This window comes from Streptomyces sp. NPDC022552, assembly GCF_055561875.1.
Window position 1 is genome coordinate 539,004 of the sequence record NZ_JBVHGJ010000002.1, and the last position, 15,262, is coordinate 554,265.

Here is a 15,262-nt window from a genome sequence, read left to right on the forward strand (position 1 = left end):
GCGAATCATCCGATGGTCACCCCGGTGAACGGCCGCCCGCGCGGCCGCCGCCCGTCACGCCTCGTACACGGTCAGCCGTTCGCGGATCACGTCCGTCACCTCGTCGGGGACGCCGAGGCCGTCCCGTACGTACCGCTCCATCGAGCCGTGCCGGGTCGCCACCTCGTCCAGTGCCGCCTGGAGGTACTCCGGTACGACCCCGATGAGGGCCAGCGCCAGATCCGGGTCGCCGCCCTGGGCCGTGAACCCCTCGATCATCGGCGCGAACGCCTGCCGTACCGCCGCGTTGACCGACAGGTACTCCGCCAGGACCGTCTTCTCGTCCGCGCCGAGCAGCGACAGCACGATCGTGGCCGCCCAGCCCGTACGGTCCTTGCCGGCCGTGCAGTGGAAGAGCAGCGGACCGCCGCGAGGATCGCCCAGTTCGGTGAGGAAGACCCGGTAGGCGAGGCGGGCGGAGTCGCTCGACACGAAGGCCCGGTACGTCCGCGCGAAGGCCTCCCGGGCGCGGCCCCCGCCGAGGACCTGCTCGGCCAGCACCGGGTTGGTGAGCAGGGTCTTCAGCCGGGCGGCCGGCGGCAGGCCACTGGCGGCCAGATGGTCGGCGAGCACGTCCGCGACGAGCAGCCGCACGTCCGCCGGAACCCGGTCGGGCCGCTCCGCCCGCTCCTGCGCCGTACGGAAGTCGACGACCGTACGGATGCCGAGCGCGGCCACCACCGGGTCCTCCGGATCGAGCAGGTCGAGCTGGGCGGACCGGAAGAGCCGCCCCGAGCGGACGCTGCGCCCCTCACCGAGGGCGAGGGTGCCCAGGTCGCGGAGGTTGGCGACGGTGGCGGCGGGGATGGCGGGCATGGCGTCGACTCCTCCGTATCGGTACGTCTTAGGGACGTATCCCACCAAACCGTAACCGATCGGATTCCGGTCACCTTGGCGCGACCGGGCGGGCAGGATGGGCGGATGCTGATGCGTACGCGACGAACGACGACGGTGGCCCTGGTCCTTCTGGCGGCGGTGGCCGCCGTGACGGGGTGCCAGTCGCAGGCGGAGGCGCCCGAGGAGGCGAGCGGCACCCTGGAGCAGATCGCGGAGCGCGCCGGCTGCGCCCCGGACCTCCAGACGGACGCGGCGGAGCTGCGCCAGGCGAAGTGCGCGACGGGCGACGGGACGTACGTCCTGACCACCTTCGCGACCGACCGCGGACAGCGCGAGTGGCTCAACCAGGCCAAGGACTACGGCGGTTCGTATCTCGTCGGCCGCAAGTGGGCCGTGTCGGCCGACGCCGGCACGGTGAAGCAGGTACGCGAACGGCTCGGTGGTCAGGTCGAGACCACCGAGCCGCACGCGCCGCACGCGTCGCAATCGTCCGGACATGGGTCGGACCACGGGCCGACCCATGGGACGGGCCATGGGTCGGACCACGGGTCCGGAGACCACTAGGAGCAGCGGCGCCCCTCGTTGATGCAGCTCACCACCCTCCGCATCAGCCGCTGGTCGAAGACGTTGATGAAGTCGCCGTGGTCGGTGATCGGTTTGTGCAGCTGCTCCGGGAACGAGTCGACCGCGAACCCGGGGCCGGGCGGCACGTCGTAGACGATCCGCTGGACGAGCTGCGGGATGGCCCGGAAGCCGTTGCCGCAGCGCCCGCTCGCCGGGTCGGCGAAGGCCACATGGGTGCGGTGGTTGGCGCTGTCGGTGTTCTGTCCGTCCCAGCAGCTCTGGAAGCGGAAGGTCCGCACGACCTTGCTGCCCTCGGGGCAGATCGGGTACTTGTCCTTCAGCTGGCGGTTCTCGAAACCGGTGCAGGACCAGGACGCGTTGGCGTTCGCGTCGCCGTTGGTGAAGGCCTTGGCGTCGCCCGTGATGATCCGCAGGAAGCGGGGCATCGCGGTGACCTTGGAGACCGGACTGCCGACGAAGTTCAGGGTGACCTGCGCGGGTGTCTGGATCTCGCCGACGTTCTGGTCCTTGCCGCCGCCGTCCGCCTGCGCGTCGGCCTCCGCCTGTCCGTTCTGGAGTCGCAGCACGGGCCAGTAGTACGTCGAGCGGTCGCCCTGGTTGCGGCAGGTGGTCCGGCCCCTGGCCAGGTCGTCGTCACTGGCGAAGGCGTCGTTGGCCTGGTTGCCGACGTAGTCGTGCATATGGTGGGCGCCGTTGCTCACTCCCGGCGCGACGATGACGTTGTCCGGGTTGAACTTGCCGTTCTGGTTCGTGCCGCAGTTGGTGACGAACGAGCCGCGCGAGGCGCCACGCCGCTGCTGGGGGCGGTTCACGTTCGGCTGCACGGTGGTGATGTCGACGAAGTCGGAGGCCTCGGGCCCGTTCCCGGCCTGCCCCTGGTCCTGCTCGTCGTCGCCGTCGTTCCCCGGCTCTTCCGGGTCCCCCTGGTCGCCGCCCGACTCCTCACCGCCCGGCTGCTCACCCGCCGGCTCCTCGTCGTCCGCGCGCAGGGTGCACGGTGCGAGGCTCTGGAGCGGCTGACCGACCATCTGCTCGATCCGCTGAAGGATGTTGAGCCGCTCGTTCCTGAGAGGGGTCAGGATCTGCTGCTCCGCGAAGGCGGGGTCGCTCTCCACCCGTTGCTTGTTGTCGGCGAGGCGCTGGTACGCGACGGTGATCTGACTGTCCAGCGTGGCGAGTTCACGGTCCACCGCGGCCCGCGCGGAGTCCGGAACCTGGGTCAGCTCCTCGCCGACATCGGGACAGTCGATCGTCGAGACCGCGTTCTGCCGGTCGGGCGGCGGCGTCGGCCGATCGCCCCAGCCCTGGCCGGCCGAGGCATAGACATTGGCGGCGATCAGGCCGCCCCCGCCCAGAATCAGGGCGACGGAGGCGGCCACCGCTCGTTTCGCGCGTGTCGAACGTTTTCTTGTGCGTCGCATGGGACTTGATACGGACGGCAGGCGCCCTGCGTTCAGCCGAACCGCGACGGATATCAGTCCGCCAGGAGCGCCGCCTCCCGCTCCGGGGCGAGGCCCAGCTGCGGCCGGTCCGCGCGCTGCGGGGCCGCTCCGCCGATCGACCGGAGCCAGGCCCAGGTGTCCGCGACCGTCTCGGACACCGGGCGGCAACGCAGCCCCGTCGCGAGCGCCTTGGAGACATCGGCGGTGTGCATCCCGTCGTACAGCTCGCCCGGCGGAATCCAGATCGGCAGGTCGGACCACGGCTCGACCCCGGCGGCGAGAAGCGTCTCGGGGTCGGTCCAGCGCAGTTCGGCGTCCGATCCGGTCGCCCGCACACAGGCGTCGAGCAACTCGTCCGTCGTGGTGTGCCCGGGCGCCGAGACCAGGTTGTACGGGCCGGCGAGTCCGGCCGCTGCCGCGTCGAGCGTCCACTCGGCGAGGTCGCGGACGTCGATGTACTGGAGCGGCAGCGCACGCGGTCCGGGCGCGAGGACCGGGCCGCCCCGGGCGATCCGGCCCAGCCACCAGGGCAGCCGGCCCACGTTCTCGTACGGGCCGATGATCAGCCCCGCGCGGACGAAGAGCGTGCGGTCCGGGCCGAACACCCGGGCGGCCGCCAGCTCGCCGCCCCGCTTGGCCTCGGGGTACGGCACGTCTCCGGCGTCAGGTGAGCCCTCGACCAGCGGCCCGTCCTCGGTCAGCCCCGCCGCCTGCGGCCAGGCGTACACCGAGCGGCTCGACACATAGACGAAGCGGTCCACACGGTCCGCCAGCAGCCGGGCCGCGTCGCGGACGGCCGAGGGCGCCGCCGACCAGGTGTCCACGACCGCGTCCCAGGAGGACTTCTCGTCGGAGGTGAGGGCGGCGAGCCCGCCCGGGGCCGTACGGTCGCCGATCAGTGAGACGGCCCCGGCCGGGGCCTCGTGGCGGCCACGGTGAAAGACCGTCACCTCCCAGCCTCGCGCGAGCGCCGTTTCGGCCACCGCGCGTCCTACGAACTCGGTCCCGCCCAAGATCAGAAGTCTCATGCCACGACTGTGCATCGGAGAACGGGCCGGTGCCCAACGATTCCTCCACGGGTGAAACGGGAGGCGGTCTCCCGCTCCTGGCGAACGGATGTCACCATGGCCGAATCATGACGGATGCCCGCTCGCCGATACGCGCCCTGCGAGCCGCCCTCTTCGCGGCTGTGTGCGTGACATTGGCAGCCGTGGGGCATTCGTCCATGTCTGCACACGCGATCCCCGTCGGATCGCTGTACGCCGCCTTCGCCGTCACGGGCGGTCTCGCCTGGCTGGCGGGCGGCCGGCGACGCGGCGCGTTCGCGATCGCCGGCGGACTCGCGGCCGTACAGACGGGCCTGCACCTGATCTTCTCGGCGGGCGAGGGACACGGCGGCGCCACGGACCACGCGGCGACGGACCCCGTGGCGACGGCGGACCACGCGGCCATGGCCGACCAGATGGCTACGGCCGGCCACGCGACCATGGGGCACCTGGCCATGGACCCGGCGACGATGGCGGCGATGGCTCCGGTCATGGAGACCGCGACCGGCCACTCCTCCGCCGGCATGCTCGCCGCCCACGCCCTCGCCGCACTCGTCTGCGGCCTCTGGCTGGCCAGGGGCGAGGCCGCGCTCTTCGCGCTCGCCCGGACCGTCGGAGCGCTCGCCTTCACCCCGCTCCGGCTGCTGCTCGCCGTCGTCCGCGTACCCGAACTCCCGCACCCCGTACGCCCGCGCCCGCGCACCCGCCGGCTGCACGGCGTCGTCCTCGCGCACACCCTCTCCCGGCGCGGCCCGCCCCGGCTGTCCGTACCCCGCGCCACCGCCCTCGGAGCACACGTCTGACCCGGGGGCCGATTCCCCCTGTCGACACCGACTCCTAGGACAGTCATGACCATCGACGATCCCGCGCGCCCGGACACGGCGGAAGCGCCCACCACTCCCGACAGAACCACCGGGGGCGGCGACGCGAAGGGGACCTGGAGCGCCCTGCGCCCCCTCGTCCTCCGCCTGCACTTCTACGCCGGCGTCCTCATCGCCCCCTTCCTGCTGATCGCCGCCGTGAGCGGTCTGCTCTACGCGCTCTCCTTCCAGGCCGAGAAGGTCGTCTACGCGCACGAGCTGGAAGTCCCCGTCGGGGACAAGGTCCTGCCGCTCTCCCAGCAGGTCCACGCCGCCACCAAGGTGAACCCCAACGGCACCGTCACCGCCGTCTGGCCGTCCCCGGAGGACGGCGCCACCACCCGCGTCCTCATGGCCGACCCGGACGTCGAGGAGGGCACCTCCCTCGCCGTCTTCGTCGACCCGTACACCGCCGAGGTACGGGGGCAGCTCCCCAGCTACGGCAGCTCCGGCGCGCTTCCGCTGCGCACCTGGATCGACGGACTCCACCGCGATCTGCACCTGGGCGACCTCGGCCGCAACTACAGCGAGCTGGCGGCCAGCTGGCTGTGGGTGATAGCCCTCGGCGGCCTGTTCCTCTGGATCGGCCGCCGCAGGAAGAACCGCCGGGCCCTCTTCGTCCCCGAGCGCGGCCCGAAGTCCCGCCGCCGCACCTTGTCCTGGCACGGCACGGTCGGCCTGTGGGCGGTCGTCGGTCTGGTCATGCTCTCCGCCACCGGTCTGACCTGGTCGCGGTACGCCGGTGAGAACATCGGCGCGGTCCAGGACCAGCTCGGCGGCGCCACCCCGACCGTCTCCGCCACCCTCGAAGGTGCCGCCGCCGGCGGCTCGTCGGAGCACGCGGGCCACGGCGCCGGCCACGAGGCCCCGGCCGCGAAGGGCCCGGACGTCGGCATCGACGCGGTGGTCGAGGCGGCCCGCGCGAAGGGGATCGAGGGCAAGGTGTCGGTCGTCCTGCCCTCCGAGGGCACGGGCTACGTCGTCAAGGAGACCGACGCGCAGTTCCCGGTCCATCTGGACTCGGTGGCGGTGAACCCGGCCGACGGCACGGTCATGGACGAGCTCCGCTTCGCCGACTACCCGGTGCTCGCCCAGCTGACCCGCTTCGGGATCGACATGCACATGGGCGTGACCTTCGGCCTGTTCAACCAGCTGGCGCTCGCCGCCCTCGCCCTCGCGCTCGTCCTGCTGATCGTCTGGGGCTACCGGATGTGGTGGCTGCGCCGTCCCGGGCGTCCGGTCGCGCGAGGTACCTGGCGGAGGATTCCGCCGACCATGCTGCTGCCGCTGCTCGCGGCGACGGCGGTCGTGGGCTGGTTCGTCCCGATGCTCGGACTCAGCCTGGTGGCGTTCCTGCTCGTGGACCTCGCCCTCTCCCTGGTGGCCAGGGTGCGGACGAGGTCCCAGGGGTCCCGGACGGCCTGATCAGGGCGTGTACTTGTAGCCGACCCGCCGCACGGTCTGGATCGTGTGGCGGTGCTCGGCGCCCAGCTTGCGGCGCAGCCGCGCCACATGCACGTCGACGGTCCGCCCGTCGCCCACGTGCCCGTACCCCCACACCGTCGTGACCAGCTGGTCGCGGGTGTGGACCCGGTGGGGGTGGGCGACGAGGTGGGCGAGCAGCTCGAACTCGAGGTACGTGAGATCCAGCGGCTGCCCGTCCACGACGGCGATCCGCCGTTCGCCGTCGATCACCACGGGCCCCTGCACGTCGGCCACGGGGCCGGGACCGGGCGCGGGCTGCTGCTGGTCGACGGGGACCAGCACGAGGTACCCGACCATCGGCGGCCGCCCGGGCAGCGTGGGCAGCGCGTGGGGCGGTGCGGGCAGCAACGTGGCGCCGGGCGGCAGGAAGTCCGCGACCCGCGCGAGGTCGACGACCTCGTCGGGATCGACGGCCCGAAGGCGGGGCCGAGGTGGACGGACGGCGGTCAGGGACGCGGTACCGGTCTGGGTGTGGGCCATGGAAGCTCAGCTCTTTCGCGCGAGTCGGAGACGTACGACGTCGTTCGCGCACCGGCCGAAGGCCGCGGGACCGGTCTCGTACCGGTCGGGGCGTTAGAGGGCCGATGCGTTCTTCACGCGCCGACAGCACCGGTCGAAGTCATGGTGCTGCCGGGAAGGCCAGAACGGCTCGAGGTCGAGTCGACCTGTCGCGAATCCGTTCCGAGTGAGAGCCATATCCCTAGTGTACTACTCGGGAATACGGGGGACGACCCCCTGTCCACGTCGCCCTCGGTCCACGCTCCCGCGCCCTGGGGAGCAACGCCGAAGGGGCGCCCGCCGGTTGTCGGCGGGCGCCCCTTCAGGGAGAACGGGCGGATCAGACCTGGCCGGCCTTCTCCAGGGCCTCGCAGCAGGTGTCCACCAGGAGGCGGGTCACCGTGTACGGGTCCACGTTCGCGTTCGGGCGACGGTCCTCGATGTAGCCCTTCTGGTCCTGCTCGACCTGCCACGGGATACGGACCGAGGCGCCGCGGTCCGAGACGCCGTAGGAGTACTTGTCCCACGGGGCGGTCTCGTGCAGACCCGTCAGGCGGTCGTCGATGCCGGCGCCGTAGTTCTTGACGTGGTCGAGCGGCTTCGAGCCCTCGCCCAGGGACTCGCACGCGGTGATGATCGCGTCGTAGCCCTCGCGCATCGCCTTCGTCGAGAAGTTGGTGTGCGCGCCCGCGCCGTTCCAGTCGCCCTTCACCGGCTTCGGGTCCAGCGTCGCCGAGACCTTGAAGTCCTCGGCCGTGCGGTAGAGCAGCCAGCGCGCCACCCACAGCTGGTCCGCGACCTCCAGCGGCGCCAGCGGGCCGACCTGGAACTCCCACTGGCCCGGCATGACCTCGGCGTTGATGCCGGAGATGCCCAGACCCGCCTTCAGGCAGTTCTCCAGGTGCGCCTCGACGATGTCACGGCCGAAGATCTCGTCGGCGCCGACACCGCAGTAGTAGCCACCCTGCGGGGCCGGGAAGCCGCCGACGGGGAAGCCGAGCGGACGCTCGCCGTCGAAGAAGGTGTACTCCTGCTCGATGCCGAAGATCGGCTCCTGAGCGGCGTACTTGGCGTAGACCTCGGCCAGCGCGGCACGCGTGTTGGACTCGTGCGGCGTCATGTCCGTGTTGAGGACCTCGCACATCACGAGGATGTCGGCACCGCCGCGGATCGGGTCCGGGCAGACGAAGACCGGCTTGAGGACACGGTCCGAGGCGTGGCCCTTGGCCTGGTTCGTGCTGGATCCGTCGAAGCCCCAGATCGGCAGCTCCTCCAGGGTGGCGCCCGTGCCCGGCAGGATCTTCGTCTTGGAGCGAAGCTTGGCGGTCGGCGCGGTGCCGTCGATCCAGATGTACTCAGCCTTGAAGGTCACGGGGCCTCATCCTTTGGCGTGCTGCTGCGGGGTTCTTGCTGCGGCTCGCGACGCTGCGAGAGCTGCGTGATGTGTCTGCGCGCAGCTTCGCAACACGGGATTTCCCGCCCGTTGCCCGTTTGTGAACCCCGTGTTACTCAGCTTTCCCGATCTTCGCGGATCCGCTGTGCGACGACGTGGGCGTCGAGCAGCGAGCCGAGGCCGGCGGCCCCGACCCGCCGTACGAGTTCGGCGTACGTCGTGCCCAACGCCTCGGCCGTGCGGCCCAGGTGCCAGTCGGCGTCCGCGAGACGCTGGAGGAGGTGACCCCGTCTGATCTGGCCCTCGGAGAGCCGGAAGGTCTTCAGGTAGAGCGTCCGGCCCTTGCGGTCGGCGATCAGCTCGCCGATGTGCTGTTCCTCACCCGCCCGCCGGAACGGCGGGAGAAACCGGTACAGATCATAGGAATCCATCCGGTACACCCGCTCGAAGGCGTACGACGTCCCCAGCAGATCCCGCGCCATCAGCCCGTCGTGCGCCTCCGCCCAGGACCGCTCCTGCGCCCGGGCCGCCGCCCGCAGATCCGCCAGCGTACGGACGGAGCCCGACTCGTCCCGGATGCGCGCCGCGAAATCCGGCACCGGGGCGCCGTAGTACGCGTACTGGTGGATCAGCTCCCCGTACAGGTCCTCGATCAGGGTGGGGTGGAGGGCGCGGTAGTCCTCCGGGTGAGGGACGACGAAGGCGGCGGCCAGGGAGTCGGAGACGTACAGCATGAGGCCGCACTGCCCGGGGTGGATCTCGAAGATCCGCAGCGCCTCCGCCATCCCCGGGACGCTCCACCCCGCGTACGCCGCCTCGGCGCGCGGCGACAGACCCCGGCGTACCGCCTGCTGGGACCACTCGTCCCAGACGACGGACGGGCCACCGAAGTGGAGCGCCAGATACCCCTCCAGGGCGAGGTGGAGGGGCAGGAAGCGGAGCCGCTTCTCGGCCCGCCCGTTCGTGTGCCGGCGCTTGGCGAGCCGGTGGTGACGGCGCACAGGAACGGCGTCCGGCTCCACACCGCCGACCGTGTCCCCGAGCCGGGTGCCGTACGCCGCCGACTCCCGCTCGTCGCCCGACCAGTCCGCGACGAAGCCGTGCGGGATGTACGAGGTGTAGGTCGTACGGTCGCCGAGGTCGACCGAGCCCCCGCCCCCGTACACCTCACGGTGCAGCCGCAGCCCCTCCACCGGCTCGGCCCTGACCAGCGGCACGAGCCGGACACCGCCCCACACCTGGGCCGGCCGGGCCTCCAGACCGGTCAGATCGATCCGGGTCATCGCGGCGCCCCCCTCAGAAACAGCTCCACCCTGCGGTCCAGATAGGCCAGAAGGTCCGCGAGCCCCGTCCGCCCCTCGGCGAACTGCGCGATCTCCACCAGCGCCGCCAGATCCTCCGCGTCCCTGATCCCGGCGGTCGGCACGCTCGGCGCGAGCCGGCGCACGTCGAAACCGTCCGCGTCGTATACGGGGTTCACATGGACGGCGCTCGTCCGCCGCCCGGGGTCGAGCCGGGTCCGCCAGACGCGCAGCACCTCGCCCGCGAGGCCGGGCGGCGCGTTGTCCCAGCCGTCCGAGACGATCACCAGCCGGTCGGGGGCCGGGCCCTCCAGGGCGTCCAGGATCCGGGCCCCGAGCGGGGTGGGTCCCCAGGGCCGTACGAGCAGCGGATCGGTGGCGCCCGAGGTCCAGTGCGCCGAGTACGCCCCCGGTGCGGCGAGCGCGTCGAGGAGGAAGTGGCAGCCGAGGGCGACCGCCAGCGGTCGGCGCCGCTTCACGGCCGAACCGGCCGCGGAGTAGCTGTCGTCGAGGACCGCCGCGACCCGGCCCCAGGTCCCGGCGTACGGCCCCGCGACCCGGCCCGCGGCCGCCCGCAGGGCTGCCGTCAGCTCGACGCGACGCTCCACCCTCTTCCCGAAGGAGAGGGAGAGGACGTAGAGCGCGAGGCGCGTCAGCGGCATCACGGTCAGATCGCTCGCCCGCTCCGTCCGCAGCCGCTCCAGACGGGTCATCCGGGGAGCGATCCGCTCCAGGAACACCGCCCGGGGCACGCCGTGCCGCGCGGCGAACCCCTCGGCGACGGTGAACGGCAGCTCGTACAGCGCGCCCTGCTCGTAGTGGGCGCGGCGGTGGGCGTCCAGGAAGGCGTGGTCGTAGCGGACCCGGCGGCCGGGAGAGAAGAGGAAGTCGCCCGATTCGGCGGCTGCGCCGGGGAAGGGGAGATGACTGTGCCGGGCGGCGGTCTTCAGGCCGGCGCGGTACTTGACGGCGTCGTGCCCGAGGTCGCCGCGGCCGGCGAGCCAGTCACGGACGATCGCGCGCGTGCGGCGGTTGTTGACCTTGGCCGCGCGCAGGGCGCGGAAGAGCCGGTAGACCCGCTGCGGGGGCATGCGTGCGAGCCGCGCGGCGATCAGCCGTCCCTCGCCCCGCTTCTCGTCCGTCCCACCGGCCTCGTCGGCGGTCCGCAGCAGCTGCTCGACGATGATCGCCGCGTTGTGGTCGTTGATGTCGAGCGCGAGCGCGGCGGCGTACACGGGCCGGTAGTTGACCCGGACGTACTCGTGCAGGAACGCGAGGGAGAGCCGCTGCTCCCCGGTGGACGAGCGGAACTCCCGCTGACCGGTGGCGGTGACAGCCGCGTTGACGAAGAGCAGGACGTCCTCGGCGGCGATGAGGTCGGAGATCGTCTCCGTCGGCGTCGTCATGGATTCCCTCGCAGTGGCACGGGTGCCGGCCGGGGAATGGGGGCGCGAACAGCGAAAACGTTGCTTCAGAGGCAGGTCCCGGAAGTCGCACCGGAGTCCCGCGGCCGGCGGACGCAACGTAACACCGGGGGAGGGGAGGTCCGCCAGTCGATTTGGGGGACCGTGTCGGTGGTGACCGGCAGACTGGGGGCATGACGACGCACATGGGCGCGAAGCCCCGTATCGGACTCCTCGGCACCGGACCCTGGGCCGCGCGGACCCACGCGCCCGCGCTCGCCGCGCACGACGGCGTCGAGTTCGCCGGGGTGTGGGGCCGGCGGCCCGAGGCGGCCGCCGAACTGGCCGCCTCCTTCGGCACGACCGCGTACGACGACATCGACGCCCTCCTCGAGGTGAGCGACGCCGTCGCGTTCGCCCTGCCGCCGGACGTCCAGGCCCCGCTCGCGGTCCGGGCCGCGGCCGCCGGCTGCCATCTGCTCCTGGACAAGCCCGTGGCCACGACATCCGCGGCGGCGCGGGAGGTCGCCGAGGCGGCCGAGAAGTCCGGTGTCCTGTCCGTCGTCTTCTGCACGCTCCGCTTCGCGGAGCCCACGGCCCGCTGGATCGACGAACAGGCCGCCGTGAGCGGCTGGTTCCTCGGCGAGGCGCACTGGCTGGGCTCGCTGTACGGCCCCGGATCCCGGAGCGCGTACGCGGCCTCGCCGTGGCGGCGCGAGAAGGGCGGTCTGTGGGACGTCGGCCCGCATGTGCTCTCCGTGTACCTCCCGGTGCTCGGCGACGTCACCGATGTGACGGCGGTACGGGGCCCCGCGGACACGCACCACCTCGTCCTGCGTCACACCTCGGGCGCGAGCAGCACGGCGACGCTGACGCTCTCCGCCCCGCCGGAGGCGGCGGAGGCCGCGCTCTCGTTGCACGGCGAGCGGGGCCGGGCGGTCATGCCGGCGTGGGACGGCGCGGTGGACGCCTTCGGCCGGGCGGTCGACGCGCTCCTGGAATCGGCCCGCACGGGCGTGCCGCACGCGTGCGACGCCCGCTTCGGCGCACGGATCACGGAGATCCTGACCCTCGCGGAGCAGGCGGCGGGCCCGGAGGAAGGGCCCGCCGCCTGAGACGGGGCGGCCTCAGCCCACGCGCTCGATCCGGGCCTTCCGGATCAGGAACTTGCCGGGCTCGCGGACCTGCTCGAAGGCCGCGTCGTTGAGCAGGACGCAGCTGCCGGAGGTGGAGGTGACCTCGACGGTGGTCGACTTGGCGTTGTCGAGGTTGGTCACCTTGAGGCGCGTGCCGAGCGGGAACTGGTTGCTGGACGCGGCCGGGGCACCGGCCTCGCCGGAGAGCGTGACGGTCGAACCGGCGCAGACGACATCCCCGGAGCCTCCGCCGCCGTCGCCGCCGCCCGCGGGCGGGGCCGGCTCGGCGGGTTCGGCGGGCTGGGCAGGCGGGGCCGGCTGCGCCTGGGGTGGTGCCGGTTGTGTGGCCGGGGCGGCGGGGGCGGCCGCCCCGGTATCACCCCCGCACCCCGACGCCGCCTGCTGGAGCCGGATCTGGGCGATCACCGCTTCCCGGTTGGCGATCCGCGCCTGCGACTGGGCGTCCGGGTTGGCGCGCTGGTCCGCGATGAACCGCTCGTTGTTCGCGAGCGCCGTGGTCAGTCCGTCGCAGGCCACGGACGCCTGACTCGTACCGGTCAGCACCACCGCCGTCCCCCCGGCGAACACGAGGGCACCGGCGACCAGCGCGATCTTCTTCTTCCGGCTGAGCGTTTTCCTGCGTGACACGTGAGGCTCCGTTCGTTTCCTGTCGGTTCCTGTGGCGTCAGATACGGGAAGCGCGCCGTTTCTGCTCAACGCTCAGCCGGATACGGCCGCCTGGTCCGGGACATCTCCCGTACGCGTGACGGGCCGCCGTGACGGGTCGCCGTCAGAGGCCGGAGTGAGGAGGCCGGCGTGAGGGGGGGCAGGACGTCAGCGGGACATGGCGTCCCGGACGGCCTCCTCGGTCCGCCCCACGACCGCCGTGCCGTCCTCCGCGGTGATGATCGGCCGCTGGATCAGCTTGGGGTGCGCGGCGAGCGCCTCCACCCACCGGTCCCGGTTCGCCTCGTCCCGGGGCCAGTCCTTCAGCTCCAGCTCCTTGGCGACGGCCTCCCCGGTCCGCGTGATGTCCCACGGCTCGAGGCCGAGTCGCTCCAGGACGGCCCGGATCTCGTCCGGGCTCGGCACGTCCTCCAGGTAGCGGCGCACGGTGTACTCGGCGCCCTCCGCGTCGAGCAGACTGATCGCGCTGCGGCACTTGGAACAGGCGGGATTGATCCAGATCTCCATTCGCCCCACGGTACCCCCCCGGCCTCTGCCCACCACCCCCCAAACCCGCTCTGGCCAGGGGCGATTGTCAGTGGGGGGCAGTAAAATCGTGGGTGAAGGTGAGGGTCCCGGGGAGGGCCCGCACCACCGTTCGCCAGGAGGTCGCCCGTGGCCGTAGCCATGATCCGGAAGCCGTCCCTCGAACCCTGGAAGCCCCTCCAGAAGCAGCCGCTCCCCGCGGGCCGCCCCCGCGAGTGGTACATCACGCACAACCGCCGCCTGAAGGCCATGCGCCTCGCGATCGTCCTCCTCGACGCGGGTGTGCACGACCCCGCGAAGGCCGGCAACGCGAAGATACGCACCACGGCCGAGCTCCTCGGCATCCACCCGCCCTCGGACACCACCTGCCACATGGTCCGCGCCCTGATCCGCTACGGCCGCTGACCCGGACAGAAGGCGAGGGCCGCCACCCCCGATTCCGGGGTGGCGGCCCTCGCCGTCGTCCAGTCGGCCGGCCGGCCGTTCGATCGGCCGACCGGTCCGCGATCTAGAGGTCGAAGTACAGCTCGAACTCGTGCGGGTGCGGACGCAGCTGGATCGGGGCGATCTCGTGCGTGCGCTTGTAGTCGATCCAGGTCTCGATCAGGTCGGAGGTGAAGACACCGCCCGCCTGCAGGTACTCGTTGTCCGCCTCCAGGGCGTCCAGGACCGCCGGGAGGGAGGTCGGGACCTGCTGGACGTTCGCGTGCTCCTCGGGAGCCAGCTCGTACAGGTCCTTGTCGATCGGCTCGGCCGGCTCGATCTTGTTCTTGATGCCGTCGAGGCCCGCGAGCAGCAGCGCCGAGAAGGCGAGGTACGGGTTCGAGGACGGGTCGGGCGCGCGGAACTCGACGCGCTTGGCCTTCGGGTTCGAGCCCGTGATCGGGATACGCATGGCCGCGGAGCGGTTGCGCTGCGAGTAGACCATGTTGACCGGGGCCTCGAAGCCGGGGACCAGGCGGTGGTACGAGTTCACCGTCGGGTTGGTGAAGGCCAGCAGCGACGGGGCGTGCTTCAGGATGCCGCCGATGTAGTAGCGGGCGGTGTCCGACAGGCCCGCGTAGCCCTGCTCGTCGTAGAAGAGCGGGTCGCCGTTCGACCAGAGCGACTGGTGGACGTGCATGCCCGAGCCGTTGTCGCCGAAGATCGGCTTCGGCATGAAGGTCGCGGTCTTGCCGTTGCGCCAGGCGACGTTCTTCACGATGTACTTGAAGAGCATCAGGTCGTCGGCCGCGGCCAGCAGCGTGTTGAACTTGTAGTTGATCTCGGCCTGGCCGGCGGTGCCGACCTCGTGGTGCTGGCGCTCGACCTGGAGGCCGACGTTCTCCAGCTCCAGGGAGATCTCCGCGCGCAGGTCGGCGAAGTGGTCGACCGGCGGGGCCGGGAAGTAGCCGCCCTTGTAGCGGACCTTGTAACCACGGTTGTCCTCGATCGCGCCCGTGTTCCAGGCGCCGGCCTCGGAGTCGATGTGGTAGAAGCCCTCGTTGGCGGTGGTGTTGAAGCGCACCGAGTCGAAGACGTAGAACTCGGCCTCGGGGCCGAAGTACGCGGTGTCGGCGATGCCGGTGGAGGCGAGGTACGCCTCGGCCTTCTTCGCGATGTTGCGCGGGTCACGGCTGTACTGCTCGCCCGTGATCGGGTCGTGGATGAAGAAGTTGATGTTCAGCGTCTTGTCGCGGCGGAACGGGTCCAGGCGGGCCGTCGACAGGTCGGCGCGCAGCGCCATGTCGGACTCGTGGATGGCCTGGAAGCCGCGGATCGACGAGCCGTCGAAGGCGAGCTCGTCGGCCGGGTCGAACGCCGTCGCCGGGATCGTGAAGTGCTGCATCACTCCCGGAAGGTCACAGAAACGGACGTCGACCATCTTGACGTCATTGTCCTTGATGAACTTCTTGGCCTCGTCGGCGTTCTGGAACATCCAACTCCTCCTACTCCCGGCCCGGGGAGGGGCGGGGTTGCAGCTCGGGTCGTGCGGCCAGTGCGGTGGCACACGCTGGACCCGACCATAGGCAGACGGGATTTCTC

General features: G+C 71.7%; 15 protein-coding genes. 5 read left to right on the top strand and 10 right to left on the bottom strand.

The window, feature by feature from the left end; translation table 11 throughout:
* Nucleotides 1-54: 54 nt before the first annotated feature.
* Nucleotides 55-855 carry a tyrosine-protein phosphatase gene (locus ACZ3OF_RS07345; RefSeq protein ID WP_361675143.1) on the bottom strand — a complete coding sequence of 267 codons (801 nt, stop codon included), beginning with the start codon at nucleotides 853-855 and terminating at the stop codon, nucleotides 55-57.
* Nucleotides 856-966: 111 nt separating this feature from the next.
* Between ACZ3OF_RS07345 and ACZ3OF_RS07350 the strand changes: the two genes are divergently transcribed.
* Entirely contained in the window at nucleotides 967-1,440 is a 474-nt protein-coding gene (locus ACZ3OF_RS07350) for a hypothetical protein (protein ID WP_467303333.1), read from the top strand.
* On the opposite strand, the gene ACZ3OF_RS07355 is transcribed toward ACZ3OF_RS07350, so the two are convergent.
* Nucleotides 1,437-2,882, bottom strand: a complete 1,446-nt coding sequence (locus ACZ3OF_RS07355) for a DUF1996 domain-containing protein (RefSeq protein WP_361675149.1) — start codon at nucleotides 2,880-2,882, stop codon at nucleotides 1,437-1,439. The two genes, ACZ3OF_RS07350 and ACZ3OF_RS07355, sit on opposite strands and share 4 nt — an antisense overlap.
* 53 nt (nucleotides 2,883-2,935) lie before the next feature.
* Entirely contained in the window at nucleotides 2,936-3,931 is a 996-nt protein-coding gene (locus tag ACZ3OF_RS07360; protein WP_361675152.1) for an NAD-dependent epimerase/dehydratase family protein, read from the bottom strand.
* Between the two features lie 197 nt (nucleotides 3,932-4,128).
* Here ACZ3OF_RS07360 and ACZ3OF_RS07365 point away from each other — a divergent pair, with 197 nt between their 5' ends.
* Together ACZ3OF_RS07365 and ACZ3OF_RS07370 are read left to right on the top strand one after the other, a co-directional pair.
* Nucleotides 4,129-4,752 carry a hypothetical protein gene (locus ACZ3OF_RS07365; protein WP_467303337.1) on the top strand — a complete coding sequence of 208 codons (624 nt, stop codon included), beginning with the start codon at nucleotides 4,129-4,131 and terminating at the stop codon, nucleotides 4,750-4,752.
* Between the two features lie 45 nt (nucleotides 4,753-4,797).
* On the top strand, nucleotides 4,798-6,234 hold the full coding sequence (locus ACZ3OF_RS07370) for a PepSY-associated TM helix domain-containing protein (RefSeq protein ID WP_467303339.1): 1,437 nt from the start codon (nucleotides 4,798-4,800) through the stop codon (nucleotides 6,232-6,234).
* Here ACZ3OF_RS07370 and ACZ3OF_RS07375 read toward each other — a convergent pair whose 3' ends face one another.
* From ACZ3OF_RS07375 to ACZ3OF_RS07390, 4 genes are all read right to left on the bottom strand, one after another.
* Nucleotides 6,235-6,774, bottom strand: coding sequence for a winged helix-turn-helix domain-containing protein (locus ACZ3OF_RS07375; RefSeq protein WP_361675159.1), 540 nt, complete (start codon nucleotides 6,772-6,774; stop codon nucleotides 6,235-6,237).
* Between the two features lie 358 nt (nucleotides 6,775-7,132).
* On the bottom strand, nucleotides 7,133-8,164 hold the full coding sequence (gene glnII, locus ACZ3OF_RS07380; protein ID WP_361675161.1) for a glutamine synthetase: 1,032 nt from the start codon (nucleotides 8,162-8,164) through the stop codon (nucleotides 7,133-7,135).
* Nucleotides 8,165-8,301: 137 nt separating this feature from the next.
* Nucleotides 8,302-9,468, bottom strand: a complete 1,167-nt coding sequence (locus ACZ3OF_RS07385) for an ARPP-2 domain-containing protein (protein WP_467303342.1) — start codon at nucleotides 9,466-9,468, stop codon at nucleotides 8,302-8,304.
* Nucleotides 9,465-10,892 (bottom strand): hypothetical protein, encoded by a 1,428-nt coding sequence (locus ACZ3OF_RS07390; RefSeq protein ID WP_361675167.1) that lies wholly within the window; start codon nucleotides 10,890-10,892, stop codon nucleotides 9,465-9,467. The genes ACZ3OF_RS07385 and ACZ3OF_RS07390 overlap by 4 nt, the downstream gene beginning before the upstream one ends.
* Nucleotides 10,893-11,083: 191 nt before the next feature.
* On the opposite strand from ACZ3OF_RS07390, the gene ACZ3OF_RS07395 reads away from it, so the two are divergent.
* Entirely contained in the window at nucleotides 11,084-12,004 is a 921-nt protein-coding gene (locus ACZ3OF_RS07395; RefSeq protein WP_361675170.1) for a Gfo/Idh/MocA family protein, read from the top strand.
* A 12-nt stretch (nucleotides 12,005-12,016) separates the two neighbouring features.
* Here ACZ3OF_RS07395 and ACZ3OF_RS07400 read toward each other — a convergent pair whose 3' ends face one another.
* Nucleotides 12,017-12,673, bottom strand: coding sequence for a hypothetical protein (locus ACZ3OF_RS07400; protein WP_361675173.1), 657 nt, complete (start codon nucleotides 12,671-12,673; stop codon nucleotides 12,017-12,019).
* A gap of 186 nt (nucleotides 12,674-12,859) precedes the next feature.
* Complete coding sequence (locus tag ACZ3OF_RS07405) at nucleotides 12,860-13,219, bottom strand: arsenate reductase family protein (RefSeq protein ID WP_361593355.1); 360 nt, start codon at nucleotides 13,217-13,219, stop codon at nucleotides 12,860-12,862.
* A gap of 159 nt (nucleotides 13,220-13,378) precedes the next feature.
* Between ACZ3OF_RS07405 and ACZ3OF_RS07410 the strand changes: the two genes are divergently transcribed.
* Nucleotides 13,379-13,642 carry a hypothetical protein gene (locus ACZ3OF_RS07410; RefSeq protein WP_361433559.1) on the top strand — a complete coding sequence of 88 codons (264 nt, stop codon included), beginning with the start codon at nucleotides 13,379-13,381 and terminating at the stop codon, nucleotides 13,640-13,642.
* A gap of 103 nt (nucleotides 13,643-13,745) precedes the next feature.
* Here the strand turns inward: ACZ3OF_RS07410 and glnA are convergent, their stop codons facing one another.
* On the bottom strand, nucleotides 13,746-15,155 hold the full coding sequence (glnA, locus tag ACZ3OF_RS07415; protein WP_361433289.1) for a type I glutamate--ammonia ligase: 1,410 nt from the start codon (nucleotides 15,153-15,155) through the stop codon (nucleotides 13,746-13,748).
* Between the last annotated feature and the right edge of the window lie 107 nt (nucleotides 15,156-15,262).

Excerpts from the sequence above, each read along its gene's own strand:
- ACZ3OF_RS07345 (WP_361675143.1), bottom strand. The coding sequence starts at position 855 with ATGCCCGCCATCCCCGCCGCCACCGTCGCCAACCTCCGCGACCTGGGC.
- ACZ3OF_RS07350 (WP_467303333.1), top strand. The coding sequence starts at position 967 with ATGCGTACGCGACGAACGACGACGGTGGCCCTGGTCCTTCTGGCGGCG.
- ACZ3OF_RS07355 (WP_361675149.1), bottom strand. The coding sequence starts at position 2,882 with ATGCGACGCACAAGAAAACGTTCGACACGCGCGAAACGAGCGGTGGCC.
- ACZ3OF_RS07360 (WP_361675152.1), bottom strand. The coding sequence starts at position 3,931 with ATGAGACTTCTGATCTTGGGCGGGACCGAGTTCGTAGGACGCGCGGTG.
- ACZ3OF_RS07365 (WP_467303337.1), top strand. The coding sequence starts at position 4,129 with ATGTCTGCACACGCGATCCCCGTCGGATCGCTGTACGCCGCCTTCGCC.
- ACZ3OF_RS07370 (WP_467303339.1), top strand. The coding sequence starts at position 4,798 with ATGACCATCGACGATCCCGCGCGCCCGGACACGGCGGAAGCGCCCACC.
- ACZ3OF_RS07375 (WP_361675159.1), bottom strand. The coding sequence starts at position 6,774 with ATGGCCCACACCCAGACCGGTACCGCGTCCCTGACCGCCGTCCGTCCA.
- ACZ3OF_RS07385 (WP_467303342.1), bottom strand. The coding sequence starts at position 9,468 with ATGACCCGGATCGATCTGACCGGTCTGGAGGCCCGGCCGGCCCAGGTG.
- ACZ3OF_RS07390 (WP_361675167.1), bottom strand. The coding sequence starts at position 10,892 with ATGACGACGCCGACGGAGACGATCTCCGACCTCATCGCCGCCGAGGAC.
- ACZ3OF_RS07395 (WP_361675170.1), top strand. The coding sequence starts at position 11,084 with ATGACGACGCACATGGGCGCGAAGCCCCGTATCGGACTCCTCGGCACC.
- ACZ3OF_RS07405 (WP_361593355.1), bottom strand. The coding sequence starts at position 13,219 with ATGGAGATCTGGATCAATCCCGCCTGTTCCAAGTGCCGCAGCGCGATC.
- ACZ3OF_RS07410 (WP_361433559.1), top strand. The coding sequence starts at position 13,379 with ATGATCCGGAAGCCGTCCCTCGAACCCTGGAAGCCCCTCCAGAAGCAG.
- glnA (WP_361433289.1), bottom strand. The coding sequence starts at position 15,155 with ATGTTCCAGAACGCCGACGAGGCCAAGAAGTTCATCAAGGACAATGAC.